Source organism: Mycobacterium paragordonae, from assembly GCF_003614435.1.
In the GTDB taxonomy this organism is placed as follows: domain Bacteria; phylum Actinomycetota; class Actinomycetes; order Mycobacteriales; family Mycobacteriaceae; genus Mycobacterium; species Mycobacterium paragordonae.
Window position 1 is genome coordinate 2647262 of record NZ_CP025546.1, and the last position, 25958, is coordinate 2673219.

Here is a 25958-nt window from a genome sequence, read left to right on the forward strand (position 1 = left end):
GCAAACAGCGTAGCGAGTACGGTCAAGGGTCGTGACACATTCCCAGCGCCGACACAACCTGAAAACCAAAATCAGTGCCGCAGGACTAGACGCGATGCTGGTCACAGACTTGATAAATGTGCGGTATCTATCCGGCTTCAGCGGGTCCAACGGCGCGTTGCTGGTGTTTGCTGACGACCGCGAGGCCGTGCTGGCCACCGACGGTCGCTACCGCACCCAGGCGGCCCAGCAGGCGCCCGATCTGGAGGTGGCCATCGAGCGTGCCGTGGGACGCTCTCTGGCCGGCCGGGCCGGTCAGGACCGCGTCGGGAAGCTGGGCTACGAAAGCCATGTGGTCACCGTTGACGGCTTGGACGCACTGGCCGGCGAACTGGACGGCTGCAACACCGAACTGGTGCGGGCGTCCGGGACGGTAGAGACTCTGCGGGAAATCAAAGACGCCGGGGAGCTGGCGTTACTGCGTCTGGCCTGTGAAGCCGCCGACGCCGCGCTGACCGACCTGGTGGAGAGCGGCGGGCTGCGGCCGGGACGTACCGAGCGTGAGGTGAGTCGCGAGCTGGAAGGGCTGATGCTCGACCACGGCGCCGACGCGATCTCGTTCGAGACGATCGTGGCGGCCGGGCCGAATTCGGCGATCCCGCACCACCGGCCCACCGACGCGGTGCTGGCATCCGGCGATTTCGTCAAGATCGACTTCGGCGCTCTGGTCGCCGGCTATCACTCCGACATGACCCGCACCTTTGTGCTGGGCAACGCTGCCGACTGGCAGCTGGAGATCTACGAGCTGGTCGCGCAGGCCCAGCGGGCGGGCCGGGAGGCCTTGCACCCGGGCGTTGAGCTGCGCGATGTCGACGGGGCCGCACGACAGATGATCGCCGACGCGGGCTACGGCGACCACTTCGGCCACGGCCTGGGACACGGAGTCGGCCTGCAGATACACGAAGCGCCGGGCATCGGGGCGACATCCGCCGGTACACTACTTGCGGGCTCCGTGGTGACCGTGGAGCCCGGCGTCTATTTACCGGGCCGTGGCGGTGTCCGCATCGAGGACACCCTGGTGGTGCCCAGCAACACCCCGCATCACCCCGGGCAGACCCCGGAATTGTTGACCCGGTTCCCGAAGGAACTGGCCATCTTGTAGGAGATTTACCGACTGTGGCGAGCACTGCTGACTTCAAGAACGGACTGGTCCTGGTTATCGACGGCCAGTTGTGGACCATCACCGAGTTCCAGCACGTCAAACCCGGTAAAGGCCCGGCTTTCGTGCGCACCAAGCTGAAGAACGTGCTGTCCGGCAAGGTCGTCGACAAGACCTACAACGCGGGCGTCAAAGTCGACACCGCCACCGTCGACCGCCGCGACACCACCTACCTGTACCGCGACGGCTCGGACTTCGTCTTCATGGACAGCCAGGACTACGAGCAGCACCCGCTGCCGGAGTCGCTGGTCGGCGACGCCGCCCGGTTCCTGCTGGAGGGGCTACCGGTACAGGTGGCGTTCCACGACGGTGCGCCGCTCTACCTCGAGCTGCCGGTGTCCGTCGAACTCGTGGTCTCCCACACCGAGCCCGGCTTGCAGGGCGACCGCTCCAGCGCGGGCACCAAGCCGGCGACCGTGGAGACCGGCGCGGAGATTCAGGTGCCGTTGTTCATCAACACCGGCGACAAGCTCAAGGTGGACACCCGCGACGGCAGCTACCTGGGGCGGGTCAACACCTGACCATGCAGGATGAAAGCGCGGGCAAGCAACAACGGGCTCAGCGGCCGTCGCGCCCCTCGCGCCCTTTTAAAGGCCGGCATCAGGCGCGCAAAGGCGCTGTCGACGTGCTGTTCGAAGCGGAGGCACGCGGCCTGAGCCCGGTCGAGATGGTCGAGATGCGCACCGCATTGACGCAGGCCAACCCGGACGTGACCGCACTGCTTCCGTACGCGGCTGTCGTCGCCCGCGGTGTGTCAGAGCACGCGGCGCACGTCGACGAGCTCATCACCTCGCACCTGCAGTCCTGGACGCTGGACCGGCTGCCCGCGGTGGACCGCGCGATCCTGCGGGTCGCCGTGTGGGAGCTGCTGTACGCCGACGATGTGCCGGAGCCGGTCGCCGTGAACGAGGCTGTGGAGTTGGCCAAGGAACTGTCCACCGATGAATCCCCGGGCTTCATCAACGGCGTGCTGGGCCAGGTCATGCTGGTGACGCCGCAGATCCGCGCGGCCGCCCGCGCCATGCAAGGAGGTGCCTCGTGACCCGGCTCGAACTGCGTGTCGTGCTGGCCGTCCTGGCGGCGGTGACGGTGGTCGTGGGAGCGGTGATCAGCGCCGCGTTCGGCTGGACCATCCTCGCCTCGGTGCTGGCGATCTTCGGCCTGGGCGTAGGTGCCGCGGTCTACCACACGGTCGAACGCCTGATCCTGGCCCGCCGCATCAGCACAGTGCGGACCGCCGCCAAGCCGCTGCAACCGCTGCTGCCGGTGATGGCGGCCATCATGGGCCTGACCCAGGGCGTGGTGCGTTCGCTCGGCGACGTCACCGATCTCCCCGGTCGGCGCTTCGAACTGCCGCAGCTTCCCCTGTTCAAGTGGATGGAAAACCCGCTGAGCAAAGGCAATCGACAGATCATCGACAGCGACGACGAGTTGGACGGCTGACCCCGCACCGGATTCCGGGCAGTCAAAATTCCCGATCGAAATGATCGCGCTTTGCGCGCGGGCGCGACACAATGGCCGTTGGTTACCAACGGAAAGCTGTCGACAGTGAAGTCAATCAAATCCCCGGCCATCCTGGCCTGCGCCGGGACGGCGCTGGGGCTGATGGCTCCGGCTACCGCACATGCCGACGGCTTCGATTTCTTCCAGACACCGTCGGGCAACATCGACTGTGCGATGGGGTTGTTGGACGGTTCGGCCCTTGTCGAGTGCGAGATCAGCGACCACGCATGGGCGGCGCCGGCGCGCCCGACGCCCTGCATGGGAGCGTTCGGGGACCGAATCAGCATGCGGCAGGGCAGCGCGGCCAAGATGACCTGCCACAGCGACACCGTCCGCGGCACCGGGTACCCAGTCCTTCAATACGGCCAGAGTCGCTCGCTCAACTCGGTAACCTGCGAAAGTCAGCAATCGGGCATCTCGTGTACCGACAACGGGTCCGGCCACTACTTTGAACTTTCCCGCGATACCTACGAGCTGCATTGACGCTCGAGAACAGGTGACGACATGAATCGAGACAGTGCCCCCAAGCGACGGCTTCGCGTCTCTGCCCTTGCGGCGGTGGCCAATCCGTCATACACGCGCATCGACACCTGGAACCTGCTCGACGACGCCTGCCGCCACCTGGCCGAGGTCGACCTGGCCGGGCTCGACAAGACCCACGACCTGGCCAAGGTCAAGCGGCTGATGGACCGCATCGGCGCCTACGAGCGGTACTGGCTCTATCCCGGCGCGGCGAACCTGGCTACCTTCCGCGCCCACCTGGAAAGCCTGTCCACCGTACGCCTCGCCGAGGAGGTGTCGCTGGCCGTGCGGCTGCTCTCCGAATATGGTGATCGCACAGCGTTATTCGACCTTTCGGCGCCCCTGGCCGATCAGGAACTGGTGGCGCAGGCCAAACAGCAGCAGTTCTACACAGTGCTGCTCGCCGACGATGCGCCGTGCACGGCACCGGACTGCCTGGCCGACGCGCTGCGCGAGTTGCGAAATGCGGCCGAAGACATCCAGTTCGAGATCCTGCTGGCGCCCAGCGTCGAGGACGCGATCACCGCGGTCGCGTTGAACGGTGAGATCCAGGCCGCGATCGTCCGCCACGACCTGCCGCTGCGTTCCCGGGACCGGGTGCCGTTGATGAACACCCTGCTCGGCTGCAATGAGGACACCGGGGTGTCCGACCGGTCGCACGACTGGATCGAGTGCGGCGAGTGGATCCGCGAATTGCGGCCCCACATCGATCTCTACCTGCTCACGGATGAGTCGATCGCGGCCGGCAGCGACGACGAGCCAGACGTCTACGACCGCACCTTCTACCGGCTCAACGATGTCACCGACCTGCACAGCACGGTGATCGCGGGGCTCCGGAACCGTTTCTCCACACCGTTTTTCGACGCGTTGCGGGCCTACGCCGCCGCACCGGTCGGCCAGTTCCATGCGCTTCCCGTCGCCCGCGGCGCCAGCATCTTCAACTCGAAGTCGTTGCAGGACATGGGCGAGTTCTACGGCCGCAACATCTTCATGGCCGAAACATCCACCACCTCAGGTGGTTTGGACTCGCTGCTGGACCCGCACGGCAACATCAAGAAGGCGATGGACAAGGCCGCGGTCACCTGGAACGCCAACCACACCTACTTCGTCACCAACGGCACCTCTACCGCCAACAAGATCGTCGTGCAGTCGTTGACGCGGCCGGGCGACATCGTGCTCATCGACCGCAACTGCCACAAGTCCCACCACTACGGGCTGGTGCTGGCCGGGGCCTATCCCCGATATCTGGAGTCCTACGCGCTGCCGGAGTTCGCCATCTACGGGGCGGTGCCACTGAGCACCATCAAGAAGGCGCTACTGGACCTCGAGGCGGCCGGGCACCTGGACAAGGTGCGCATGCTGCTGCTCACCAACTGCATCTTCGACGGTGTCGTGTACAACCCGCGGCGGGTGATGGAAGAGGTGCTGGCGATCAAGCCCGACATCGTCTTCCTGTGGGACGAGGCCTGGTACGCGTTCGCGACCGCCGTGCCATGGGCCCGGCAGCGCACCGCGATGGTGTCGGCCGAGCGGCTCGAGCAGATGCTCACCTCACCGGAATATGCTGAGGAACACCGCAATTGGAAAGCGACGATGGAAGGGGTGCCGCGCGAGGAGTGGGTCAATCACCGACTGCTGCCGGATCCCGCCAAAGCGCGGGTACGGGTCTACGCGACGCACTCGACCCACAAATCGCTGTCCGCGTTCCGGCAGGCCTCGATGATTCACGTGCGCGACCAGGACTTCAACGCCCTGGCCCGCGACGCCTTCGGGGAGGCGTTCTTGACGCACACCTCGACGTCGCCGAACCAGCAACTGCTGGCGTCGCTGGACCTGGCGCGCCGGCAGGTCGACATCGAAGGCTTCCAGTTGGTCCGGCAGGTCTACGACATGGCCCTGGTATTCCGGCACCGGGTCCGCAAAGACCGGTTGATCAGCAAGTGGTTCCGCATTCTCGACGAGTCCGACCTGGTGCCCGAGGAATACCGGGCCTCGCATGTCAGCTCCTACCGCGAAGTCAGGCAGGGCGCCCTCGACGAGTGGAACGAGGCCTGGCGTTCGGACCAGTTCGTGCTGGACCCGACGCGGGTCACGCTGTTCCTCGGCAAGACCGGGATGAACGGCTACGACTTCCGCGAGAAGATCCTGATGGACCGCTTCGGCATTCAGATCAACAAGACGTCGATCAACAGCGTGCTGCTGATCTTCACCATCGGCGTCACCTGGTCGAGCGTTCACCACCTGCTCGACGTATTGCGCAGGGTGGCAACAGATTTCGATCGCACCCAAGCCGCAGCCAGCGCCGCCGACTGGAAACTGCACGAGCGCCGCGTCGAAGAGATCACCGAAGACCTGCCGCACCTGCCCGACTTCAGCCAGTTCGACGTGGCCTTCCGGCCCGACGAGGGCAGCGTCTACGGCGACACCCGCTCGGCGTTCTACGCCGGGTATGAGGAGAAGGACCGCGAATACGTATTGATCGGCACCGCGGGACGACGCATCGCCGAGGGAAAGACGTTGGTGTCCACCACTTTCGTGGTGCCCTACCCGCCTGGCTTCCCAGTGCTGGTGCCCGGGCAGGTGGTGTCCAAAGAGATCGTGTACTTCCTGGCCCAACTCGACGTCAAGGAGATCCACGGCTACAACCATGAGCTCGGGCTGTCGGTGTTCACACAGGAAGCGTTGAGCCGCACGGAGGCTGCTCGTGCCGCGGTGACTCACGCCGCCAAGGTGTCCGGCAACGGATCGTCCGAGCCGGCCCGGGCGCCCGAAGCTCCGATGCTGGCGAACGAGCATTCGGTGCAGGTGAACTGACGGGCATGGTGGGGTACGACCATCCGGTACGTCTTCGATGCAGTCGGTGCGGCGATGACAGTCGCCGGGTAACCGCCGGATTCCGAGACTCGCCGGAGATCAGATGAGCCATTTGCCTTATCTCATTTTTGGCGTGTTCGCGACGCCTATTGGCGTGTGGCTCCTGGTCAAGGCTATTCGGCAGATGCGACTGGGTCAGCGCAGTCATGCTTGGCCGACCGTGCCGGGTTGCGTGACGCACGCGGCGGTCGAGTCAGATTATGAAAGTGAAGTCGTTAACGTCGAGTACCGATACAAGGTGAAGGGTGTTGAGTACTCCGGCGACGTCCTTCAAACGGGCCATCCCGCGAAATCGCGCGCCCAGAACAGGGCGCTCTTGGATCGCTACGCGGTCGGGACCGAAGTGGAGGTCCATTACGATCCGGACGACCCTTCGACGGCGGTCCTCATTCCGGGGGGAGGTAGCAAGATTTTCGCGTCGGCATCGTCTGCGGTGCTCCTCCTTGGTGTCGGACTCTATTTCACTGTCACGAGCATTCGGCCAGTCCTGGCCCCCGAAGGACCGAAGTTGGCCGAGGCGTTGCCCGACGTGCCATATTTCGTACTCAACGATCCCGGGGGCGTTGCGGTGGGCGCGGACGGCACCGTGTACGTGTGCGATGGCCCGCCCAAACAGGAGTGGACGCCGATAACCCCGATCGAGCCGCTAGGGCCGTCGACGGTCCCAGGATTCCCGGGACTTCCGACAACGACGAAGCCCATGCCGGGAGTGCCGAACGCGCCGTCGGCGCAGGCGGGCGGTCGCCTAATTCGGATGGCGCCCGACTTGACCGACGCAAAGACTGAAGTGCCCAGTACTCTGCTCAAGGCGCCCAGCGGTCTGGCGATCGACGACAGCGGAAAGATGTATGTCACCGATGGTGGCCAACTATGGGTGTACTCGTACTCGGAAAACAAGACCCTGACCGGCGCCACGCCCCTGCGTGGGTCGGAGGCGTTCAACGTAGCGGTGGACTCTGGCGGGACCGTGTACGTGACGCAATCATCGTCCGGCCGGGTGCTCAGGTTGCCGGCCGAAGACAAGACCGCTACCGAATTTTTCAAAGCTCCCGATAATGGTTCGGCGACAGATGTCGCCGTCGACAGCGCGGGCAACGTATTTGTCACCGACTCCCGCAATAGTCGGGTGTTCCTGATCGCGGCTGGCGGCGGCACGAGCGAGCTTCCGTTTCAAGGCATATCGCATCCCGAAGGGGTCGCGGTGGACACCGCGGGCAATGTCTATGTCGTCGATGCGGGCAATCACCGAGTCATGAAGCTGAACACGAATTCGCGGGCCGTCACCGACTTGTTGTTGGACGGCCTTCGCGATCCCTACGATGTCGCAGTCGACACCGCGGGCAATGTGTTGGTCACAGACCGAGGCAGCAAGTTTCTACTGAAATTCCCTCGCCCTCAGTGAGTTCGACACCTCGGGGCCCGAGGGTGCACTCAGCGCAGGATTCTGGCGTAGATCAGGCTGTCGTGCGGGTCGGGACCCATTGTGGGGTAGACCGCGTGCCGGCGCAGCCGCCCTTCCAAGGCGAAGCCGGCACGCTGCAACAGCCGCGCTGACCGTGAGTTGTCGACGTGGCAGGTCGCCCACACCCGGAACACGCTGGGGTCGCCGGCATGCTCGGCCATCACCAACTTGAGTGCCTCGGACATGTAGCCCATATCCCACCAGTTGCGGCCCAGGCAGTAGCCGATTTCCACCGAATGGCTCACCGGGCGGCGGCAACTGATCAGCCCGACGATGTCGCCGGTGTGGCGCAATGTGATCACCCAGTTGCGGTCGTTCTTGGTCGAGATGAGCTGCTCGATGAGCACCCGGCGGGTCTCGACCGCATCGGGGTGGGCGCTCCACAACAGGAACCGGGTGACCTCGGGATCGCCCGACACGCTTTCAAAGATCTCGTCGGCGTCCTCGATGACGGCCGGGCGCAACAGCAGCCGGGGCCCGTCCAGGTGCGTCGGCGGTCGTTCGTAGGAGTAGCCGCTCATAGCAGCCCGAGCGCGCGATAGGTGTGACGAACGAACTTGGGCTGGGCGGTCCGCAGCCGGGCCAGTACCGGGTTGCCCGCGACCGCCGCGGCGGCGTTGGCGGTCAAGTCGGGGCAGTACTGGATGAGGTACAGCAGAATCAGGTCCGCGCTCGGGTCGGCCTGCCACCACGTCCCGTACGCGCCGGGCCAGCCGAACGTCCCGACGCCGCCCGGCCCGAACAGCGGCGTGGACTTGGCGGGATCGGTCACCACCGACAGGTTCAGTCCGAACCCCCGGCCCACCCAGTACGGCGCGCCGAGGAAGTTGTGGCGCTTGTGCTCGTCCGTCAATCGGTCGGTACGCATCAGCCGCGCCGACTCTTTCGACAGCACCTGCGCGCCGTCGACCGAACCGTCGCCCAGCAACATCCGGGCGAAGCGCAGGTAGTCCTCTGCGGTGGACCACAACCCGCCACCGGCGTTGCAGAACGACGGGGGCTTGACGTGCGGGGGCCCCATCACGTCGTGCTGCAGGCGGTCGTGTTCGTCGTGGCGGTACATGGTCGCCGCTCGCGATCGCGACTCGGGCTTGACGAAGAATCCGGTGTCCGTCATCCCCACCGGGCCCAGCACCCGATCGTCGAACACCTCGTAGAGCGGCTTGCCGTCGATGCGGGACGCGATCACGCCCAGCACATCGGTCGAGTGGCTGTAAGTCATTTTTTCGCCGGGCTGGTGAACGAGGGGGAGCGCGGCCAGCTCGGACAGCCAGACGTCCGAACCCTGGTTGAACGGCAACCGCAGGTAGGCCCGCGCGATCGGTCCGGGTACCGAGAAGCCGTAGGCCATACCGCTGGTGTGGGTCAGCAGATCTTCGATCAGGATCGGGCGCCTGGCGGGGTGGGTGCGGTCCAACGCGCCGAGCGGGTCGTCGAGCACCTGCATGTTCGCCAGCTCCGGCACCCACCGGGTGATCGGATCGTGCAGTGCGAGTTTTCCTTCGTCGACCATGCTCATGATCACCGCCACCGTGACCGGCTTGGTCATGGAAGCGATCCGAAACAGCGTGTCGCGTTGCATCGGCAGCCTGGCCTCGACGTCGCGGTAGCCGATCTCGTTGACCTGCAACAGTTCTCCGCGCTGCCAGACGACGGTGACCGCTCCTGACAGCAGCCCGGCGTCGCAGACCTCGCGGATCGTCGCCTGATTGCCGTCGAGATTCACCGGATGAGGTTAGCCCCTCGAAGTAATCGCCTCGAAGGTGGGATCACCTTCACCGCGCACGTGAAATCTTTGTGAACTCCGCAAAGATCGCCGAGGCCCGAAGCGGCGGCCCGGATCCGGCGACAGTTACTTCGGCGAATCGGTTTGCAGCGCACCGGCCTCGTGTTAATGTCGCGCTCTCCGGCAAAAGCTATCTGGTGAACCTGCTGAGAGGGCGGCGGCGTGCGGTGGACTGCATGGTCGTTGCTGGTGAACCAGGGTGCGGGTGTGCAGTCACCGAGATCCGCGACCATTGGCCGGGGACCGGTTACCGGGCCTCGTTCAAACCGTACGACGAAGGTAGCGACTCGCTGCTCATCACCACCGGTTGGATAACTCAGCAAAGGCTGGCCATGAATGGCTTGATGTCACAAGCGCAAATCTCCCACCGACGTGTCTCCCGTCGACCCTCGACGCCCGTTGTTGCGATCGTCTTCGCAGCAGCGCTCGTCGCGGCCATCGCCGGATGTGGACACAAATCCTCAACCGCGACCTCCCAGACTTCGGGTTCATCGGGAACCTCTGCTGCGACGTCGTCCGGGGCGACCTCCGGGGCATCCGGAACATCCGCCGCCCCGTCGCCGGAAGCGCAGCAACTCGTCACGGACGCCTCTAAGGCGACCACCGCGCTGCACTCACTTCACGTCAACCTGCAGACCACCAACATCACCACCCTGCCCATGGAAATGGTCAACGCTGACGTGACCAACCAGCCGGAGGGCAACGGCCAGGCCGTTGGTGACGCCATGATCAGGCTGCAGCCGAAGACGCCGGCGGTGCCCAAGCAGTTCATCGTCACCAACAAGACGATGTACACCAAGAACGAAGCCGGGGCTTACACGTCGGTGGGGCCGGCGGACAAGATCTACGACCCCGGTGTCGTCTTGGACAAGGACAAGGGCATCGGTGCGGTGGTCGGCAAGGTCGCCAACCCGCAGTCCGGCGGCAGCGAAACGATCGACGGCGTCGCCACCACCAAGGTGACGGGAACCATCGACGCGGCGATCATCGACCCGCTGGTGCCGCAGATCGGCAAGGACGCGAAGGGGCCACTCCCGGTGACCCTGTACATCGCCGACGTGAAGGCGCCGGGTGCGCCGGGAACGCCGCCGAGCGCATACCTGGTCCGAATGGTGATCGACAAGGACCAGGGCCACGTCACCATCACGCTGTCCAATTGGGGAGCGCCGGTGACCATTCCGAACCCCGCCGGGTAGCAGGTTTCGGGACCACCACAAGTGAACTCCGGATCGAGGACCGGCCCGACAGAGCGGCATGCCGATGGCGGCCGCACTGCGGGTCGGTTCTCGTCCGTGGTTCTCGATCGGCAGCGACGGGGGCGGCCTGCTGACGGCACGGGGGATTCCGGGCACGCTCAGGTCGGGTGAGTGTGCTTGGCGTGGCGGTGTTTTCGCGAGCCGCTCGTCCTTTGAGAATTCGCCGAGGATTCTTTGAGGCCGCGCTCTAACTATTGGGGCCAGTTCGCCGGGAAGGCCGGCGTACAGCCGATCTCACCCCAACAGATTCGCAGGAGCACGAATGACCAACGACCTCCCTGACGTTCAGGAGCGTGGCCCGAGCCCACATCTCGGGCCGCCGCCGGGTGGGCCTCCGGTGCTCCCGGATGTGTGGGTGTACAACGGGCGGGCCTACGATCTCAGCGATTGGATTTCCAAGCACCCGGGCGGCGCCTTCTTCATCGGGCGCACCAAAAATCGCGATATCACCGCGATTATCGCCTCGTACCACCGCGACCCGGCCGTCGTGGAGCGGATACTCGAGCGCAAGTACGCACTGGGCCGCGACGCGACTCCGCGCGACATCCACCCCAAGCACAACGCGCCGCCGTTCCTGTTCAAAGACGACTTCGACAGCCGGCGCGACACCCCGAGATATCGCTTCGACGACAAAGACGATCTGATGCACCGTGTCAAGGCGCGGCTGACAGAGCCCGCGCTGGCCGCCCGGATCAAGTGGATGGACCGGCTGTTCAACATCGTGGTCGCCGCGCTGGCCGTCGCCTATTTTGCCGTTCAGGGTGTGCGGCTTCTCCACCCAACGTGGATGCCGCTGTGGGCGTTCGTGATTGCGATGGTTCTGCTGCGCAGCTCGCTGGTGGGGTACGGCCACTACGCATTACACCGCGCCCAGCGCGGAATGAACCGGGTGTTCTCCAACACCTTCGACTTGAACTACATCGCCCTGGCGTTGGTGGTCGCCGACGGACACACGTTGTTGCACCATCCGTACACCCAGAGCGACGTCGACATCAAGAAGAACGTCTTCACGATGATGATGCGGCTGCCGCGGCTGTTTCGCGTTCCGGTGCATACTCTGCACAAGTTCGGACACCTGGTCACCGGCATGGCAATCCGGATCGCGGACGTGTGGAACATGACTCGCAAGGTGGGTGTCGAGGAAGGCTATGGCAGTTGGCGCAACGCGCTGCCCCACTTTTTCGGCTCGTCAGGCGTGCGCCTGCTGCTGGTGACGGAAATGGTGATCTTTCTGGCGGCCGGCGACTTCTGGGCCTGGGCCCTGCAATTCGTGGCGACGTTGTGGGTCAGCACCTTCCTGGTCGTGGCCAGCCACGAATTCGAGGACGAGGATGCCGATGACGTGGCCGGACAGGACTGGGGTGTCGACCAGGTCGTGCACGCCAACGACTTGAAGGTCATCGGCAACCGCTACGTCGACTGCTTCCTGTCGGCAGGGTTGAGTTCCCACCGCGTGCATCACGTACTGCCGTTCCAGCGCAGCGGATTCGCCAACATCGTCACCGAGGACCTGCTGCGCGAAGAAGCGGCCAAGTCCGGTGTCGAGTGGCTGCCCGCGAAGAGTTTCTGCACCGACCGGTTGCCCAAGCTGTGCCGCACGTATCTGCTGTCACCGTCCCGCGTGGCCCGGGAGAACAAGTGGGGCGTGCTGCGCGAGCACTTGTCGCCGGCGGCCTGGAAAGAGAGCGCCCACTACGTCGCTGCCGGTTTCGTCGGAATCGGGTCAGTATGAGCACCGTGCCCGAGAGCGGCGTCGTGTCGCCACCCGCAGAGCAGTCCGCAATCAACCTGGCCCAGTTGCCGCCTGCGCCACCGACGACGGTCGCCGTCATCGAGGGCATCGCGACCGGCGGCCCGCAGCGCGAAGTCGATCAGACCTCAGCCGCCGCCCACGTGGCCGGTCTCTTCGCCGACCCCGAACAGCGGGAACGGATTCCGCGGCTGTATGCGAAGACGCGGATCGGCAGCCGCCGGATGGCCGTCGATCCGCTCAATCCGGAGTTCGACGCTTTCCGCCGCGGTCCCGGAACCATCCGGGACCGGATGAACCTGTTCTTCGACAACGCGGTGCCGCTGGCGGTCGACACGGCCCGGCGTGCCCTGGCCGGACTCCAGTACCGGACCGACGAGATCGGGCTGCTGGTGTTCGTCACCAGCACCGGATTCATCGCGCCGGGAGTCGATGTCGCGGTCGTCAAGGAACTCGGGTTGTCCCGCTCGGTGTCGCGCGTCGTGATCAATTTCATGGGGTGTGCGGCCGCGATGAACGCGATCCGTACCGCCGCGACGTATGTGCGCGCTCACCCGAGCATGAAGGCATTGGTGGTGTGCATCGAATTGTGCTCGGTGAACGCGGTTTTCGCCGACGACATCAACGACGTCGTCACCCACAGCCTGTTCGGCGACGGCTGCGGGGCGCTGGTGATCGGCGCCAGCCAGGTACAGCAGCCGCTGCCGGCGGCCAGCGTGGTGATCCGCAGCAGCTTCACCCAGCTGCTCGACGATGCCGAGGACGGCATCGTGCTCGGTGTCAATCACAACGGCATCACCTGCGAGCTGTCCGAGAATCTGCCCGACTACATCTACCGCGGAGTCGAACCGGTGATCGCGGAGGTGTTGCGGGACAACGGGTTAGCCAAATCCGACATCGACCTGTGGGCCGTGCATCCGGGTGGGCCGAAAATCATCGAGCAGTCCGTGCGATCACTGGGCATCTCCGCCGACCGCGCGGCGCAGAGTTGGGACGTGTTGGCCCGGTTCGGCAACATGTTGAGTGTGTCGCTGATCTTCGTGCTGGAAATGATGGTGCGACAAGCGGAATCAAGCAAACCGATCTCGACGGGCATAGCGTTCGCCTTCGCCCCGGGCGTCACCGTCGAGGGCATCCTTTTCGACATCATCCGGCGGTGACTGACATGACCCGTGTCTTGTACCGCTCGTTGATGAGCGACAACCTGCGTTGGGATGCACTGCGGTTGCGCGAGGGCGACATCATCATTTCGACGCCGTCGAAATGTGGGATGACCTGGATGCAGCGCCTGGTCTCCCTGCTCGTTTTCGACGGGCCGGCCCTGCCGGGTCCGCTGTCGACCGTCTCGCCCTGGTTCGATCAGACCATCCGGCCGCTCGACGAAGTGGTGGGAGTTCTCGAGGCCCAGACCCACCGCCGGTTCATGAAGACACACACTCCGCTGGACGGCCTCGTCCTCGACGATCGCGTGACCTACATCTGCGTCGGACGGGATCCGCGCGATGCGGCGGTATCGATGTTGTTCCAGACCGCCAACATGGACCGGGACCGGATGCGCACGCTGCACGACGCCGCCGTACCCGCCCACCACCGGCACGGCCCGCCTGGACCCCAGCCCGTCCACGAGCCCGCCGAGCGTGGCCCCATCGAAGAGTTCCGGGATTGGATGGAGGGGCCGGCGCACCCGCCCCCGGGAGTGGGTTTCGCGCCGCCCAGGGGAATCGGCACCCTGGCGAACATCCTGGATCAATTCGGCAAGACCTGGGAACGTCGGCAGCTGCCCAATGTCGCGCTGTTCCATTACGCCGACCTGCAGCAAGACCTGGTCGGTGAGTTCATCCGGCTCGGCGCGGTGCTGGGATACGACGTCAGTCAGGATCGGGCCCGGGAGCTGGCCCGGCACGCCTCGCTGGATGCGATGCGGTCACGCGCCGAGGAAGTGGCTCCGAACACCACCGACGGCATGTGGCACAGCAATGAGCGGTTCTTCCGCAACGGGGGCTGCGGGGAGTGGCAACACTACTTCGGCCCTGCCGAGTACCGGCGCTACAACGACCGCATCAACCAGTTGGCACCGCCGGATCTGCTCGCCTGGGCGCACGAAGGTCGCCGCGGGTACGACCCTGCCGACCTGGCTCGGCTACCCGGCTGAATCGCGCCGCAACGCGCGCACGTACCAGAAAGTCATCTCGACGTTCGCGCCGTCCATCTCGCGGCTCAACGTGACCTGATCGGCCGAGTCGATGTCCCAACCGGCGCCGCCCAGGACGTCGTGCAGGGTCTTCTCTGTCACTGACGGACGTGGCCAGTCGTCGTTCGCCTGGTTGGCGTCGGAGAAGCAGCTGATCAACAGGGTCGCGCCGGGCCGGGTGGCGCGGTGCACGGCGGCGGCGTAGGCGCGCTTGCCGTCGTCGTCCAGGCAGTGGAACATTCCGCTGTCGATCACGGTGTCGAACCTGTCGGCGTACCCGTCGAGTCTGGTGGAGTCGGCCGCTGCGAACCGGATGTCGACACCCGCGTCGTGGGCACGCCGCTCGGCGGTGATCAGCGCCGTCGGGGAGATGTCCAGACCCGTGACGTGATAGCCCTGCTTGGCCAGGTAGATCGCGTTGTCGCCGAGCCCGCAGCCGATGTCCAGCACGTCGCCGTGGACCCAGCCGGCGTTGTGCCAGGCGACGACGTTTTCCTTGGGCGCCTTGGTATCCCATGGTGGCGTGTGCACCGGGGGAAGGCCTTCGCCCGGGCTCTCGCCGCGGTAGAGGGCGTCGAAATCAATGTGCGGGGAGGAACTGGGAGAGCTCATTTCCGCCAGGGTAGGCCGGTGACGTGAACGATGCTCGGCTGAGGCGATCCAATGTGCGTTCACCGCCGCCGGCGTGCGGTGACCGCGCCATTCTGGGCCGGAAGACGCTGTGGACGCACACCCGAGTTGGTGTGCTCACACTTCACTTCGACGGACCGGGACTCCTGGGGCAGAAGTTGCTGAAGTGACGAAACCGGTTGGGGCGCACCCGGTCACCACCGCGCACCCCGACCGCCGGACCGTGTTAGGCTGCCCCCGCAAGTCGACATCCTTTAACGATCCGTCCGGAGAGGCGGAGAAGGAGGTCAAGATCTCGCATGGGTGCCAGTGATCCGCGGGAATTGATGTCAGCGGCCGACGTCGGTCGCACCATTTCCCGTATGGCGCACCAGATCATCGAAAAGACCGCGCTGGACAACCCCGATTCCACCCGGGTGGTGCTGCTCGGCATTCCCACGCGCGGGGTGACACTGGCCAGCCGGTTGGCCGCCAACATCGCCGAATACAGCGGGGTGGACGTCGGGCACGGCTCGCTGGACATCACGCTCTACCGCGACGACCTGATGATCAAGCCGCCGCGTCCGCTGGAAAACACCTCGATTCCGGCCGGCGGCATCGATGACGCGCTGGTGATCCTGGTCGACGACGTGCTGTACTCCGGGCGCTCCACCCGTTCCGCTCTCGACGCGCTGCGCGATGTCGGCCGGCCGCGGGCCGTGCAATTGGCGGTACTGGTCGACCGCGGTCACCGCGAGCTGCCGATCCGCGCCGATTACGTCGGCAAGAACGTGCCCACCTCACGCAACGAAAGCGTGCACGTGCAACTCAAGGAAGACGACGGACGAGACGGCGTGGTGATCACCCGATGACCCCAAGACATCTGCTGGCCGCGGGCGACCTGACCCGCGACGAGGCCACCGCGATCCTCGACGACGCCGACCGTTTCGCGCAGGCGCTGGTGGGCCGCGACGTCAAGAAATTGCCGACGCTGCGCGGCCGCACCGTGGTCACGATGTTCTACGAGAACTCGACCCGCACCCGGGTGTCGTTCGAGGTGGCGGGCAAGTGGATGAGCGCGGATGTGGTCAACGTCAGCGCGTCTGGGTCGTCGGTGGGCAAGGGCGAGTCGTTGCGCGACACCGCGCTGACCCTGCGGGCCGCCGGCGCCGACGCGCTGATCATCCGTCATCCCGCGTCCGGCGCCGCGCACCTGCTGGCCGACTGGACCAGGGTCGCCGACGGTTCGCCATCGGTGATCAACGCCGGAGACGGGACGCACGAGCACCCCACTCAGGCGCTGTTGGATGCGTTGACCATCCGCCAGCGGCTCGGCGGCATCGAGGGCCGTCGCATCGTGATCGTCGGGGACATCCTGCACAGCCGGGTCGCGCGGTCCAACGTCATGCTGCTGCACACGCTGGGTGCCGAGGTCGTGCTGGTCGCCCCGCCGACGCTGCTGCCGCGCGGGGTCGAGGGGTGGCCGGTCACCGTGTCCAATGACTTCGACGCCGAACTACCCGCCGCCGACGGCGTTCTGATGTTGCGGGTCCAGGCCGAACGCATGAACGGCGGCTTCTTCCCCTCGGTGCGGGAGTACTCGACGCTGTACGGCCTGTCCGCCCGGCGCCAGGCACTGCTGCCCGACCACGCCGTGGTGCTGCACCCCGGACCGATGCTGCGCGGCATGGAGATCTCGTCGTCGGTGGCCGACTCGCCGCAATCGGCTGTGCTGCAACAGGTTTCGAATGGAGTGCATGTGCGGATGGCGGTGCTGTTCCATGTGCTGGTCGGCGCGGAGGAAGTCGCGGCATGAGTGTGCTGATTCGGGGCGTGCGGCTCTACGGTGAAGGGGACCGCGTCGACGTCCTGGTTGATGATGGTCAGATCGTGGAGATCGGCGCCGGCCTGCCGATTCCCGACACGGCCGACGTCATCGACGCCACCGGCCAGGTGCTGCTGCCCGGCTTCGTCGATCTGCACACCCACTTGCGCGAGCCCGGCCGCGAATACGCCGAAGACATCGAAACCGGTTCGGCGGCAGCGGCTCTCGGTGGCTACACCGCGGTATTCGCGATGGCCAACACCAATCCGGTCGCCGACAGCCCGGTGGTGACCGACCATGTCTGGCACCGCGGGCGCCAGGTCGGCCTGGTCGACGTGCATCCCGTCGGTGCGGTCACCGTCGGGCTGGCCGGCGTCGAGCTGACCGAGATGGGCATGATGCACGCCGGTGCCGCACAGGTGCGGATGTTCTCCGACGACGGCATCTGCGTGCACGATCCGCTCGTGATGCGCCGGGCCCTGGAATACGCCACCGGCCTGGGCGTGCTGATCGCGCAGCACGCCGAAGAACCCCGGCTCACCGTCGGCGCCGTCGCGCACGAAGGGCCCACCGCCGCCCGGCTCGGGCTCGCCGGATGGCCCAGGGCCGCCGAAGAATCCATCGTCGCCCGTGACGCCCTGTTGGCTCGCGACGCGGGTGCCCGGGTGCACATCTGCCACGCGTCCACCGCGGGCACCGTGGAGATCGTGAAATGGGCCAAGGAACAAGGTATTTCGATCACCGCCGAGGTCACACCGCACCACCTGTTGCTGGATGACGGCAGGCTGGCCAGCTACGACGGCCGCAATCGGGTCAACCCGCCGCTGCGGGAGGCGTCCGATGCGCTGGCACTGCGGCAGGCGCTGGCCGACGGGGTGATCGACTGTGTGGCCACCGATCACGCACCACACGCCGAGCACGAGAAGTGTGTCGAGTTCGCCGCCGCGCGCCCCGGCATGCTGGGGCTGCAGACCGCGCTGTCGGTGGTGGTGCAGACAATGGTGCAGCCGGGATTGCTGAACTGGCGCGATGTCGCCCGGGTGATGAGCGAGAACCCGGCCCGCATCGTCGGTCTGCCCGACCACGGCCGTCCCCTCGAGGTGGGTGAGCCGGCGAATCTGACCGTCGTTGATCCCGAGGGCAGCTGGACGGTCAGCGGGGACGAGCTGGCCAGCCGTTCGGCCAACACCCCGTACGAGTCACTCACCTTGCCCGCCACCGTGACGGCGACACTGCTGCGCGGCAAGATCACCGCCCGGGACGGGAAGAGCCCGGCATGAATTCAGGCACCCTGGTGGGATCGCTGATCTTCGCGGCCGTGCTGGTGGTGTTCCTCGCCGTGGTGATCCACCTGATGATGCGGGGCTGGCGGCGCCGGGCCGAAGCGCAGGTGGAGCTGATCGGCGAGCTGCCCGATCTGCCCGACGCGGTCGGCGCTCCGGCGGTCACCACCCAGGGACTGTACGTCGGCACGACGTTGTCGCCGGCCTGGAACGACCGGGTCGCCGTCGGCGACCTGGGCTACCGCAGCAAGGCGGTTTTGATTCGCTATCCCGAGGGAATTCTCGTCGAACGCATTCGCGCACAACCGATCTGGATCCCGCAGGAGTCGATCACCGCGATCCGGACCGAGCGCGGTGTGGCCGGCAAGGTCGCGGCCCGCAATGGCATCCTCGCGATCCGGTGGCGGCTGCCCTCGGGCACCGAGATCGACACCGGGTTCCGCGCGGACAACCGCGACGAGTACGTGCATTGGATAGAGGAGGAGGCCGCGTGAGGAGTGGCGATATGAGGGGACCCCGGAGATGAGCAAGGCTCTGCTGGTACTCGAAGACGGCCGCGTCTTCACCGGCACCACCTTCGGGGCGATCGGTGAGACGCTGGGCGAAGCCGTGTTCAGCACCGGTATGTCCGGTTACCAGGAAACACTGACCGACCCCAGCTACCACCGCCAGATCGTGGTGGCCACCGCCCCGCAGATCGGCAACACCGGCTGGAATGGCGAGGACGCCGAGAGTCGCGGCGACAAGATCTGGGTGGCCGGCTACGCGGTGCGGGACCCGTCGCCACGCGCCTCCAACTGGCGCGCCACCGGCACGCTGGAGGCTGAGCTGGTCCGCCAGCGCATCGTCGGGATCGCCGGCATCGACACCCGGGCGGTGGTGCGCCACCTACGCAGCCGCGGCTCGATGAAGGCGGGCGTCTTCTCCGGCGCGGCGCTGGCCGAGCCCGAGCAGCTGGTCGAGCGGGTCCGCGGCCAGCAGCCGATGCTGGGCGCCGACCTGGCCGGCGAGGTCAGCACACCCGAGACCTACGTCGTCGAACCCGAAGGCACCGAACGCTTTTCGGTGGTCGCCCTGGACCTCGGCATCAAGACCAACACGCCGCGCAACTTCGCCCGTCGCGGGATCCGCAGCCACGTGCTGCCCTCGTCGGCGACCTTCGACCAGATCGCCGAACTCAAGCCGGACGGGGTGTTCCTGTCCAACGGACCGGGTGACCCGGCCACGGCGGACCACATCGTCGCGCTCACCCGCGAGGTGTTGGGAGCCGGAATGCCGCTGTTCGGAATCTGTTTCGGCAACCAGATCCTGGGCCGGGCGCTCGGGCTGTCGACATACAAGATGGTGTTCGGCCACCGCGGCATCAACATCCCGGTGATCGACCACGCCACCGGGCGGGTCGCGGTGACCTCGCAGAACCACGGCTTCGCGCTGGAGGGGGAGGCCGGTCAGACCTTCGACACTCCGTTCGGAGCGGCACAGGTCAGCCACACCTGCGCCAACGACGGGGTGGTCGAGGGCGTCAGACTCGTTGACGGGCGGGCATTTTCGGTGCAATACCACCCGGAGGCCGCCGCTGGGCCGCACGATGCGGAATACCTGTTCGACCAGTTCGTCGACCTGATGGAAGGGAACCGCTGATGCCCTTCTGCGCGAACGTGCGTGTCTGTACAGCGACACGCCGAAAATCCCGTACAACTGCGCACGCTCGCGCCTGGAAAGGAGAGCGCTAGTGCCGCGTCGCACTGACCTCAATCACGTGCTGGTGATCGGCTCCGGGCCGATCGTCATCGGCCAGGCCTGCGAGTTCGACTACTCCGGGACCCAAGCGTGCCGGGTGTTGCGCGCTGAGGGGCTGCAGGTCAGCCTGGTCAACTCCAACCCGGCCACGATCATGACCGACCCGGAGTTCGCCGATCACACCTACGTCGAACCCATCACCCCGGCATTCGTCGAGCGGGTGATGGCCCAGCAGGCCGAGCGCGGAAACAAGATCGATGCCCTGCTGGCCACCCTGGGCGGGCAGACCGCGCTCAACACCGCGGTCGCCCTCTACGAGAACGGGGCGCTGGAACGCTACGGGATCGAACTGATCGGCGCGGACTTCGAGGCCATTCAACGCGGCGAGGACCGGCAGAAGTTCAAGGACATCGTCGCCAAGGTTGGCGGCGAATCTGCCCGCAGCCGTGTGTGTTTCACGATGGACGAAGTGCGGGAGACGGTCGACGAACTCGGTCTGCCGGTGGTGGTGAGGCCCAGCTTCACCATGGGAGGGCTGGGTTCGGGCATGGCTCGCTCGGTCGGGGAGGTCGACCGGATGGCCGGTGCCGGGCTGGCCGCCAGCCCCAGCGCCAACGTGCTGATCGAGGAATCGATCTACGGCTGGAAGGAATTCGAACTCGAGCTCATGCGCGACGGCCACGACAACGTGGTGGTGGTGTGCTCGATCGAGAACGTGGACCCGATGGGTGTGCACACCGGTGACTCGGTCACCGTGGCGCCCGCGATGACGCTCACCGACCGCGAATACCAGCGGATGCGTGATCTGGGCATCGCCATCCTGCGCGAGGTCGGCGTCGACACCGGCGGTTGCAACATCCAGTTCGCGATCAACCCCAAAGACGGCCGGCTCATCGTGATCGAGATGAACCCGCGGGTGTCGCGTTCGAGCGCACTGGCGTCCAAGGCGACCGGTTTCCCGATCGCCAAGATCGCCGCGAAACTGGCCATCGGCTACACCCTCGACGAGATCGTCAACGACATCACCAAGGAAACGCCCGCCTGTTTCGAGCCGACGCTGGACTATGTCGTGGTCAAGGCGCCGCGCTTCGCGTTCGAGAAGTTCCCCGGTGCCGATGACACCCTGACCACCACCATGAAGTCGGTCGGTGAGGCAATGTCGTTGGGCCGCAACTTCGTTGAAGCACTCGGCAAGGTGATGCGATCGCTGGAAACCACCCGCGCGGGGTTCTGGACGCACCGCGACCCGGAGGGCGCGGAAGGTCGAGTCGACGATGTGCTGACCCGGCTGCAGACCCCGACCGAGGGCAGGCTCTACGACATCGAACTGGCGCTGCGCCTCGGCGGCTCGGTGGAGCAGGTGGCCCAGGCCAGCGGTGTCGACCCCTGGTTCGTCGCCCAGATCGACGAACTGGTGGCACTGCGCGCCGAACTCGTCGACGCCCCCGTCCTGGACGCGGAACTGCTGCGGCACGCCAAGCACTGTGGACTGTCGGACCGGCAGATCGCCGCCCTGCGACCGGAATTGGCCGGAGAGAACGGGGTGCGGTCGCTGCGCAGCCGGTTGGGCATCCACCCGGTGTACAAGACGGTGGACACCTGCGCGGCCGAGTTCGAGGCCAAGACGCCGTATCACTACAGCAGCTACGAACTCGATCCGGCCGCCGAGACGGAGGTGGCCCCGCAGACCGAGCGGCCCAAGGTGCTCATCCTGGGCTCCGGCCCCAACCGGATCGGGCAGGGCATCGAGTTCGACTACAGCTGCGTCCACGCGGCAACCACGTTGAGCGAGGCCGGGTTTGAGACCGTCATGGTCAATTGCAACCCCGAGACGGTGTCCACCGACTACGACACCGCCGACCGGTTGTACTTCGAGCCGCTGACGTTCGAGGACGTGCTCGAGGTGTACCACGCGGAAGAGCAGTCCGGCACCGGTGGACCAGGCGTGGCCGGGGTCATCGTGCAGCTGGGCGGCCAGACCCCACTCGGCCTGGCGCAACGGCTCGCCGACGCCGGAGTGCCGATCGTCGGCACCCCGCCGGAAGCCATCGACCTGGCCGAGGACCGTGGGGCGTTCGGTGATGTGCTGAACACCGCCGGTCTGCCCGCGCCCAAGTACGGCACGGCAACCACATTCGAGCAGGCTCGCCGCATCGCCGCCGACATCGGCTACCCGGTGTTGGTGCGGCCGTCGTACGTGCTCGGCGGTCGCGGCATGGAGATCGTCTACGACGAGGAGACCCTGCAGGGCTACATCACCCGGGCCACCGAACTCTCGCCGGAACATCCTGTGCTGGTCGACCGCTTCCTCGAGGACGCGGTCGAGATCGACGTGGACGCGCTGTGCGACGGCACCGAGGTCTACATCGGCGGGATCATGGAGCACATCGAGGAAGCCGGAGTCCACTCCGGTGACTCGGCGTGCGCACTGCCGCCGGTCACGTTGGGCCGCAGCGACATCGAGAAGGTGCGCAAGGCCACCGAGGCCATCGCGCACGGCATCGGCGTGGTGGGCCTGCTCAACGTGCAATACGCCCTCAAGGACGACGTGCTGTACGTGCTGGAAGCCAACCCGCGCGCCAGCCGCACGGTTCCGTTCGTCTCCAAGGCCACGGCTGTCCCGCTGGCCAAAGCATGCGCGCGAGTGATGTTGGGCGCCAGCATTTCTCAACTTCGGGAGGAGGGGTTGCTGGTCGCATCCGGTGACGGCGGAAACGTGGCGTCCGACGCCCCGATCGCGGTCAAGGAAGCGGTCCTGCCGTTCCACCGCTTCCGGCGCGCTGACGGTGCGGCGATCGACTCGCTGCTCGGTCCGGAGATGAAGTCCACCGGCGAGGTGATGGGCATCGACCGCGATTTCGGCACCGCCTTCGCCAAGAGTCAGACCGCCGCCTACGGCTCACTGCCCGCGCAGGGCACCGTGTTCGTCTCGGTTGCCAACCGGGACAAGCGATCACTGGTATTCCCGGTGAAACGCTTGGCCGACTTGGGCTTTCGGGTTCTGGCCACTGAAGGCACCGCGGAAATGCTGCGCCGCAACGGAATTCCATGCGACGAAGTGCGGAAACATTTCGAGGCACCACAGGAAGGGCGTCCGGCGATGTCCGCGGTCGATGCGATCAGGGCCGGCGAGGTCGACATGGTGATCAACACGCCCTACGGCAACTCGGGTCCCCGAGTGGACGGCTATGAGATCCGGTCGGTGGCGGTGGCAGTCAACATCCCGTGCATCACCACGGTGCAGGGCGCCTCGGCCGCCGTGCAAGGGATCGAAGCCGGGATCCGCGGCGACATCGATGTGCAGTCTCTGCAGGAGCTGCACCGCGCCATCGGTACCAGAAGGTGACCGGGTTCGGGGCTCGGCTGGCGCAGGCGCGGTCGAGTCGCGGGCCGCTCTGTCTGGGCATCGACCCGCACCCGGAGTTGTTGCGAGCCTGGGAACTGCCGGCAACGCCCGAAGGCCTGGCCGCATTCTGCGACATCTGCGTCGACGCCTACGCCGGGTTCGCGATCGTCAAGCCGCAGGTGGCGTTCTTCGAGGCATACGGATCGGCCGGCTTCGCGGTGCTCGAACGCACCACCGCCGCGCTGCGGGCCAACGGCGTGCTGGTGCTGGCCGATGCCAAACGCGGCGACATCGGGTCGACGATGGCCGCCTACGCGACGGCGTGGGCCGGCGAGTCGCCGCTGGCTGCCGACGCCGTGACGGCGTCGCCCTACCTCGGCTTCGGCTCGCTGCGGCCGCTGCTGGAAGTCGCGGCGGCACACGACCGCGGAGTGTTCGTCCTGGCGGCCACGTCCAACCCCGAGGGACCGACGGTGCAGCGTGCCGACGCCGGCGGGCGCACGGTGGCGCAGCTGATCGTGGATCACGTCGCTATGGCGAATCAGGGGGCGAAGCAGGGGGCCGGCGCCGGTTCCGTCGGCGTCGTCGTCGGCGCGACGGTGCTTCAGGCCCCCGACCTGAGCGAGTTGGGCGGGCCCGTCCTGGTACCCGGTGTTGGGGCTCAGGGCGGCCGTGCCGAGGCGCTGGCCGGCCTTGGCGGTGCGGCGTCGCACCAGCTGTGGCCCGCGGTGTCACGCGAGGTGCTGCGGGCCGGTCCCGGCGTGGCTGAGCTGCGTGCCGCCGCCGAGCGCATGCTCGACGCCGTCGCGTACCTCAACGCCGGTTGACGGCGCGACACGCGCGAAGCGGCACGCAAATGCGTGATTCACGGCACTGCGACCTGCGGTTGTCTGCTGCGACGGACGCCGCAGCCAGCCTCCGCCGCCGATGTGACGTACCGAAAGCTCGGAAAACCCCAGGTGAGAGCGATTTTCCGGAGCGGGGCCGGGTCGGGTGCGCCCGGCGCAGTCCGCGGTATGACGGTTCGTTGACGTTGCTGAGCGGTAGCCGGAGCGGGGGTGCCGGGCGCGTCGCGGCGGTGCCAAGCTGGACAAATGACCCCGAAACCGGGGGGTCGGGTTAGATTTCGTCAGGAAGCGTGGGTACGGTCGTCTGCGCTGGCTGGAGTACCCGGCCGAGACAATGAAGATCGATAGGTATCCGAGAAGATATCGACGAGAGACGGAGGAATCGTGGCCCTTCCCCAGTTGACCGACGAGCAGCGCGCGGCCGCGTTGGAGAAGGCTGCTGCCGCACGTCGAGCACGAGCTGAGCTCAAGGATCGGCTCAAGCGTGGCGGCACCAACCTCACCCAGGTGCTCAAGGACGCCGAGAGCGACGAAGTTCTCGGCAAGATGAAGGTCTCTGCGCTGCTGGAGGCGTTGCCGAAGGTGGGCAAGGTCAAGGCGCAGGAGATCATGACCGAGCTCGAGATCGCGCCGACCCGTCGGCTGCGTGGTTTGGGCGACCGTCAGCGCAAGGCCCTGCTGGAAAAGTTCGGCTCCTAGTCGGGCAACCGACCCAGGAGCGCCGGTGAGCGCCGGCGGGGGACCGGAGTGCACGACGCCTGTCGGAAGAACAGTCGTGTTGTCCGGTCCCTCCGCGGTCGGCAAGTCGACGGTGGTCCGGTGTCTGCGTGAGCGGATACCGGACCTGCACTTCAGCGTCTCGGCCACGACGCGAGCACCAAGGCCGGGGGAGGTCGACGGCGTCGACTATCACTTCGTCAGCCCCGCCCGTTTCCAGCAGTTGATCGATCAGGATGAACTGCTGGAATGGGCGGAAATCCACGGGGGATTGCACCGGTCGGGCACCCTGGCTGAACCAGTACGGTCAGCCACGGCAGCCGGTTTTCCGGTACTCATCGAGGTCGATCTGGCCGGGGCCCGCGCCGTCAAACGCGCCATGCCGGAGGCGCTGACCGTGTTTCTGGCCCCGCCGAGTTGGGAAGATCTCGAGGCCCGGCTGATCGGGCGGGGCACCGAAACGCCCGATGTCATCCAGCGCCGGCTGGACACCGCCCGCGTCGAATTGGCCGCGCAGGGCGACTTCGACGTGGTGGTGGTGAACAGTCGATTAGAGTCTGCGTGCGCCGAATTGGTATCCTTGCTGGTGGGAAACGTCCCTGACTCCGTTTAGCGGATCCAGGACTTTTCAAAATCGAGTTTTTCGCCGTTCAAAACCGTTTGAACGCACTACGAACGTCCGAGTGCCAGGAGAATTTCTACGTGACCATTCCGCAGTCCGACACGTCGTTGGCCGCCGTCCCAGCCGTGGATCAGCTCGATCCGTCGGCCGGTGTCGCCGGCGCCTACGACACCCCGCTGGGCATCACCAACCCGCCCATCGACGAGTTGCTGGACCGCGTCTCGAGCAAGTACGCGCTGGTGATTTACGCGGCCAAGCGGGCCCGGCAGATCAACGACTACTACAACCAGCTCGGCGAGGGCATCCTCGAGTACGTCGGTCCCTTGGTCGAACCCGGCCTGCAGGAGAAGCCGCTCTCGATCGCGATGCGCGAGATCCACGCCGACCTGCTCGAACACACCGAGGGCGAGTAACAGGGTCCGGCGC

23 protein-coding genes and 1 pseudogene are annotated in these 25958 nt (G+C 66.3%); 21 read left to right on the top strand and 3 right to left on the bottom strand.

Features of this window, described 5'->3' with window-relative positions:
- Nucleotides 1-31 precede the first annotated feature (31 nt).
- The 7 genes and pseudogenes from C0J29_RS12425 to C0J29_RS12455 all read left to right on the top strand — a co-directional run bounded on the left by C0J29_RS12425 (nucleotide 32) and on the right by C0J29_RS12455 (nucleotide 7499).
- A complete protein-coding gene (locus C0J29_RS12425) occupies nucleotides 32-1141 on the top strand; it encodes a M24 family metallopeptidase (protein WP_065042640.1) in 1110 nt (369 codons plus the stop codon).
- A 14-nt stretch (nucleotides 1142-1155) separates the two neighbouring features.
- The gene (efp, locus tag C0J29_RS12430; protein ID WP_065042639.1) at nucleotides 1156-1719 is read left to right on the top strand and encodes an elongation factor P; all 564 of its coding nucleotides are present in this window, start codon (nucleotides 1156-1158) and stop codon (nucleotides 1717-1719) included.
- Nucleotides 1720-1721: 2 nt separating this feature from the next.
- The gene (nusB, locus tag C0J29_RS12435; protein WP_120792509.1) at nucleotides 1722-2240 is read left to right on the top strand and encodes a transcription antitermination factor NusB; all 519 of its coding nucleotides are present in this window, start codon (nucleotides 1722-1724) and stop codon (nucleotides 2238-2240) included.
- On the top strand, nucleotides 2237-2641 hold the full coding sequence (locus C0J29_RS12440; RefSeq protein WP_065042637.1) for an antitermination protein NusB: 405 nt from the start codon (nucleotides 2237-2239) through the stop codon (nucleotides 2639-2641). The genes nusB and C0J29_RS12440 overlap by 4 nt, the downstream gene beginning before the upstream one ends.
- A gap of 105 nt (nucleotides 2642-2746) precedes the next feature.
- Nucleotides 2747-3184: a DUF6636 domain-containing protein gene (locus C0J29_RS12445; RefSeq protein ID WP_082994281.1), complete on the top strand. Its 438-nt coding sequence runs from the start codon at nucleotides 2747-2749 to the stop codon at nucleotides 3182-3184.
- A 21-nt stretch (nucleotides 3185-3205) separates the two neighbouring features.
- Nucleotides 3206-5938 (top strand): annotated as a pseudogene (locus C0J29_RS12450) (aminotransferase class I/II-fold pyridoxal phosphate-dependent enzyme); the annotation flags it as partial.
- 202 nt (nucleotides 5939-6140) lie between these two features.
- Complete coding sequence (locus C0J29_RS12455; protein WP_120792512.1) at nucleotides 6141-7499, top strand: DUF3592 domain-containing protein; 1359 nt, start codon at nucleotides 6141-6143, stop codon at nucleotides 7497-7499.
- Between the two features lie 29 nt (nucleotides 7500-7528).
- Here C0J29_RS12455 and C0J29_RS12460 read toward each other — a convergent pair whose 3' ends face one another.
- Both C0J29_RS12460 and C0J29_RS12465 read right to left on the bottom strand, forming a co-directional pair.
- Nucleotides 7529-8080 (bottom strand): GNAT family N-acetyltransferase, encoded by a 552-nt coding sequence (locus C0J29_RS12460; RefSeq protein WP_120792513.1) that lies wholly within the window; start codon nucleotides 8078-8080, stop codon nucleotides 7529-7531.
- Entirely contained in the window at nucleotides 8077-9285 is a 1209-nt protein-coding gene (locus C0J29_RS12465) for a serine hydrolase domain-containing protein (RefSeq protein WP_120792514.1), read from the bottom strand. The genes C0J29_RS12460 and C0J29_RS12465 overlap by 4 nt, the downstream gene beginning before the upstream one ends.
- 392 nt (nucleotides 9286-9677) lie before the next feature.
- Here C0J29_RS12465 and C0J29_RS12470 point away from each other — a divergent pair, with 392 nt between their 5' ends.
- From C0J29_RS12470 to C0J29_RS12485, 4 genes are all read left to right on the top strand, one after another.
- Nucleotides 9678-10541, top strand: coding sequence for an LppX_LprAFG lipoprotein (locus C0J29_RS12470; RefSeq protein WP_065042691.1), 864 nt, complete (start codon nucleotides 9678-9680; stop codon nucleotides 10539-10541).
- Between the two features lie 322 nt (nucleotides 10542-10863).
- Complete coding sequence (locus C0J29_RS12475; protein ID WP_120792515.1) at nucleotides 10864-12333, top strand: fatty acid desaturase; 1470 nt, start codon at nucleotides 10864-10866, stop codon at nucleotides 12331-12333.
- Entirely contained in the window at nucleotides 12330-13511 is a 1182-nt protein-coding gene (locus tag C0J29_RS12480; RefSeq protein WP_120792516.1) for a type III polyketide synthase, read from the top strand. The genes C0J29_RS12475 and C0J29_RS12480 overlap by 4 nt, the downstream gene beginning before the upstream one ends.
- A gap of 5 nt (nucleotides 13512-13516) precedes the next feature.
- Entirely contained in the window at nucleotides 13517-14503 is a 987-nt protein-coding gene (locus tag C0J29_RS12485) for a sulfotransferase domain-containing protein (RefSeq protein ID WP_174814838.1), read from the top strand.
- Here C0J29_RS12485 and C0J29_RS12490 read toward each other — a convergent pair.
- A complete protein-coding gene (locus C0J29_RS12490) occupies nucleotides 14492-15154 on the bottom strand; it encodes a class I SAM-dependent methyltransferase (RefSeq protein ID WP_120792517.1) in 663 nt (220 codons plus the stop codon). The two genes, C0J29_RS12485 and C0J29_RS12490, sit on opposite strands and share 12 nt — an antisense overlap.
- A gap of 317 nt (nucleotides 15155-15471) precedes the next feature.
- Between C0J29_RS12490 and pyrR the strand changes: the two genes are divergently transcribed.
- From pyrR to rpoZ, 10 genes are all read left to right on the top strand, one after another.
- Nucleotides 15472-16023 (top strand): bifunctional pyr operon transcriptional regulator/uracil phosphoribosyltransferase PyrR, encoded by a 552-nt coding sequence (pyrR, locus tag C0J29_RS12495; RefSeq protein ID WP_065042628.1) that lies wholly within the window; start codon nucleotides 15472-15474, stop codon nucleotides 16021-16023.
- Complete coding sequence (locus tag C0J29_RS12500) at nucleotides 16020-16967, top strand: aspartate carbamoyltransferase catalytic subunit (protein ID WP_065042627.1); 948 nt, start codon at nucleotides 16020-16022, stop codon at nucleotides 16965-16967. Before pyrR ends, C0J29_RS12500 begins: the two co-directional genes overlap by 4 nt.
- Nucleotides 16964-18256 (top strand): dihydroorotase, encoded by a 1293-nt coding sequence (locus C0J29_RS12505; protein ID WP_065042626.1) that lies wholly within the window; start codon nucleotides 16964-16966, stop codon nucleotides 18254-18256. The genes C0J29_RS12500 and C0J29_RS12505 overlap by 4 nt, the downstream gene beginning before the upstream one ends.
- Complete coding sequence (locus tag C0J29_RS12510) at nucleotides 18253-18753, top strand: PH-like domain-containing protein (RefSeq protein ID WP_065042625.1); 501 nt, start codon at nucleotides 18253-18255, stop codon at nucleotides 18751-18753. Before C0J29_RS12505 ends, C0J29_RS12510 begins: the two co-directional genes overlap by 4 nt.
- A gap of 28 nt (nucleotides 18754-18781) precedes the next feature.
- On the top strand, nucleotides 18782-19900 hold the full coding sequence (gene carA, locus C0J29_RS12515; RefSeq protein ID WP_065042624.1) for a glutamine-hydrolyzing carbamoyl-phosphate synthase small subunit: 1119 nt from the start codon (nucleotides 18782-18784) through the stop codon (nucleotides 19898-19900).
- Between the two features lie 91 nt (nucleotides 19901-19991).
- Nucleotides 19992-23345 carry a carbamoyl-phosphate synthase large subunit gene (gene carB, locus C0J29_RS12520; protein ID WP_120792518.1) on the top strand — a complete coding sequence of 1118 codons (3354 nt, stop codon included), beginning with the start codon at nucleotides 19992-19994 and terminating at the stop codon, nucleotides 23343-23345.
- Nucleotides 23342-24172, top strand: a complete 831-nt coding sequence (gene pyrF, locus C0J29_RS12525) for an orotidine-5'-phosphate decarboxylase (RefSeq protein ID WP_120792519.1) — start codon at nucleotides 23342-23344, stop codon at nucleotides 24170-24172. Before carB ends, pyrF begins: the two co-directional genes overlap by 4 nt.
- A 405-nt stretch (nucleotides 24173-24577) precedes the next feature.
- The gene (gene mihF, locus C0J29_RS12530) at nucleotides 24578-24892 is read left to right on the top strand and encodes an integration host factor, actinobacterial type (RefSeq protein WP_036355303.1); all 315 of its coding nucleotides are present in this window, start codon (nucleotides 24578-24580) and stop codon (nucleotides 24890-24892) included.
- A gap of 25 nt (nucleotides 24893-24917) precedes the next feature.
- On the top strand, nucleotides 24918-25523 hold the full coding sequence (gene gmk / locus C0J29_RS12535) for a guanylate kinase (protein ID WP_120792520.1): 606 nt from the start codon (nucleotides 24918-24920) through the stop codon (nucleotides 25521-25523).
- An 89-nt stretch (nucleotides 25524-25612) separates the two neighbouring features.
- A complete protein-coding gene (gene rpoZ / locus C0J29_RS12540; protein WP_065042690.1) occupies nucleotides 25613-25945 on the top strand; it encodes a DNA-directed RNA polymerase subunit omega in 333 nt (110 codons plus the stop codon).
- Nucleotides 25946-25958 lie beyond the last annotated feature (13 nt).

What these genes read in the sequence shown, in the direction of transcription:
- nusB (WP_120792509.1), top strand. Translation starts at nt 1,722, where the DNA reads ATGCAGGATGAAAGCGCGGGCAAGCAACAACGGGCTCAGCGGCCGTCG.
- C0J29_RS12455 (WP_120792512.1), top strand. Translation starts at nt 6,141, where the DNA reads ATGAGCCATTTGCCTTATCTCATTTTTGGCGTGTTCGCGACGCCTATT.
- C0J29_RS12460 (WP_120792513.1), bottom strand. Translation starts at nt 8,080, where the DNA reads ATGAGCGGCTACTCCTACGAACGACCGCCGACGCACCTGGACGGGCCC.
- C0J29_RS12470 (WP_065042691.1), top strand. Translation starts at nt 9,678, where the DNA reads ATGAATGGCTTGATGTCACAAGCGCAAATCTCCCACCGACGTGTCTCC.
- C0J29_RS12475 (WP_120792515.1), top strand. Translation starts at nt 10,864, where the DNA reads ATGACCAACGACCTCCCTGACGTTCAGGAGCGTGGCCCGAGCCCACAT.
- C0J29_RS12480 (WP_120792516.1), top strand. Translation starts at nt 12,330, where the DNA reads ATGAGCACCGTGCCCGAGAGCGGCGTCGTGTCGCCACCCGCAGAGCAG.
- C0J29_RS12485 (WP_174814838.1), top strand. Translation starts at nt 13,517, where the DNA reads ATGACCCGTGTCTTGTACCGCTCGTTGATGAGCGACAACCTGCGTTGG.
- C0J29_RS12490 (WP_120792517.1), bottom strand. Translation starts at nt 15,154, where the DNA reads ATGAGCTCTCCCAGTTCCTCCCCGCACATTGATTTCGACGCCCTCTAC.
- pyrR (WP_065042628.1), top strand. Translation starts at nt 15,472, where the DNA reads ATGGGTGCCAGTGATCCGCGGGAATTGATGTCAGCGGCCGACGTCGGT.
- C0J29_RS12500 (WP_065042627.1), top strand. Translation starts at nt 16,020, where the DNA reads ATGACCCCAAGACATCTGCTGGCCGCGGGCGACCTGACCCGCGACGAG.
- C0J29_RS12505 (WP_065042626.1), top strand. Translation starts at nt 16,964, where the DNA reads ATGAGTGTGCTGATTCGGGGCGTGCGGCTCTACGGTGAAGGGGACCGC.
- C0J29_RS12510 (WP_065042625.1), top strand. Translation starts at nt 18,253, where the DNA reads ATGAATTCAGGCACCCTGGTGGGATCGCTGATCTTCGCGGCCGTGCTG.
- carA (WP_065042624.1), top strand. Translation starts at nt 18,782, where the DNA reads ATGAGCAAGGCTCTGCTGGTACTCGAAGACGGCCGCGTCTTCACCGGC.